The organism is Streptomyces sp. W16 (assembly GCF_033194735.1).
Lineage (GTDB): Bacteria > Actinomycetota > Actinomycetes > Streptomycetales > Streptomycetaceae > Streptomyces.
The window spans coordinates 1-1,593 of record NZ_JAWOAI010001023.1 but is presented as its reverse complement, the minus strand read 5'-3'; the positions used below and the strand labels follow the sequence as shown (position 1 = coordinate 1,593).

The window sequence follows — 1,593 nt, the reverse complement described above, 5'->3', positions numbered from 1 at the left end:
CCGCCTCCGGCGGACCGCTGCGCGTGAACCACGCCTGCAGCCCCCGCGCCTGCGCCGCGTGCCACGTCGACTGCAGGGTGTGCAGTTCGGCGGGGGACAGGCGCTCCAGCCGGGTCGCGAAGCGGCGGCCCAGGGCCCGTACCAGCTCCAGTGAGGCCAGCGCGTCCGCGCCCGCGTCGTGCGCGCCCTCCAGCGTGACGCCGTAGTGCGCGCACAGGTCGGTGAGGGTGCGGCGGCCCTTGCGGTAGCGGTCCAGGTGTTTGTCCAGGACCCGGGGGTCCAGCACCCGCAGCGCCGTCGCCTCGAACCAGCGGTCCAGCGAGGACGCGCGGTGCCTGCGCAGCTCGCGGTCCAGCAGCGTCAGGTCGAACGGTGCGTTCATGACCACCAACGGGCGTCCCATGGCCGCCTGTTCGGCCAGCTCGTCGGCTATCTCGTGCATCACCGGCGCGGGCCAGCGGCCGTTGCGCTGCAGATGCTCATCCGTCAGTCCATGGATCGCCGTCGCCCCTTCGGGTACCGGCACCCCCGGGTTCACCAGCCACCGGGAAACCCGGGGACGGGTACCGGGGGCGTCCTGGACGACGACGGCGGCCGACACGATCCGGTCGGTCTCCACATCCACGCCCGTGGTCTCCGTGTCGAACGCGGCCAACGGGCCCTCGTACCAGCACGTCATACGTACACAACTCCTCGTTCACCCACGGCAGCTGACGCACCGTCTTCTGCCTGTTTGGTGATACCCGGGCTGTTTGCGCCGTACGCCGGAAGGAGACAACAGGAGTACGGGTCTTTGCAGTTCAGCGACCCGGCACAGGGATACACCTGAACTTGGAAGGCTGTTGGTCATGGTGATAGCGCAGCCCGAGCGGGGCGGGCTGCTGCCCGAACGGACGGCACCCCATCGCGGATCACTCGCCACCACCGCCTGCATGGAAACGTTGCAGGTGGGCTATCTGCACGCCGTCGCCGCCGCGGCCGGCTGCTCGTTGTCGCAGCCCTTTCCGGACAACGGCATCGACTGGCACGTCAGTCACGGCTCGCCCGGGCACACGGTGGACGACGAGGTCACCATAAAAGTGCAGCTCAAGTGCACTTACCAGATCCCGCCGAATCCGCCGGGACGTTCCTTCTCCTTCACGCTCGACAACGACCATCTGCGCAAGCTCGCCCGCACGCCGGTCTCGGTGCACAAGATCCTGGTCGTGATGCTCGTCCCGCGTTCCCAGGACGACTGGCTGCGCGCCAGCCACGACCGGCTCGACCTGCGGCACTGCTGCTACTGGGTCAACCTCGCCGGTCACGCGATCACCGGCCGGACCCGGACCACCGTGCGCATACCGACCGCGCGCATCTTCGACGACCGGGCCCTGTGCGAGATCATGACGCGGGTCGGGACGGGAGGCAGGCCATGAGGGACCGCTCGGTCGAGGAACACCTGCGGTCGGTACGACCGCATCCCGTGGACGACACGTTGTGGGACCGTGCGCCGGAAGCCGACGAGGTCGACCCCGCCGTCCTCAGCGCCCTGCTGCGCCGGCACGGCTGGCAGCGGCGCGGCGGCGCCCCCGGACGGTACGGCCGCTGGACCCC

2 protein-coding genes and 1 pseudogene are annotated in these 1,593 nt (G+C 69.9%); 2 read left to right on the top strand and 1 reads right to left on the bottom strand.

Going from position 1 to position 1,593, the window contains the following annotated elements; all coding sequences use genetic code 11:
* The coding region (locus tag R6V09_RS52685) for a 3'-5' exonuclease (protein WP_317888486.1) at nt 1–679 on the bottom strand (679 nt) is incomplete at its 3' end.
* A 169-nt stretch (nt 680–848) separates the two neighbouring features.
* On the opposite strand from R6V09_RS52685, the gene R6V09_RS52680 reads away from it, so the two are divergent.
* Nucleotides 849–1,415 (top strand): DUF4365 domain-containing protein, encoded by a 567-nt coding sequence (locus R6V09_RS52680; protein ID WP_093624554.1) that lies wholly within the window; start codon nt 849–851, stop codon nt 1,413–1,415.
* Nucleotides 1,412–1,593: pseudogene (locus R6V09_RS52675) on the top strand (hypothetical protein); the annotation flags it as partial. The gene R6V09_RS52680 and the pseudogene R6V09_RS52675, both read left to right, overlap by 4 nt.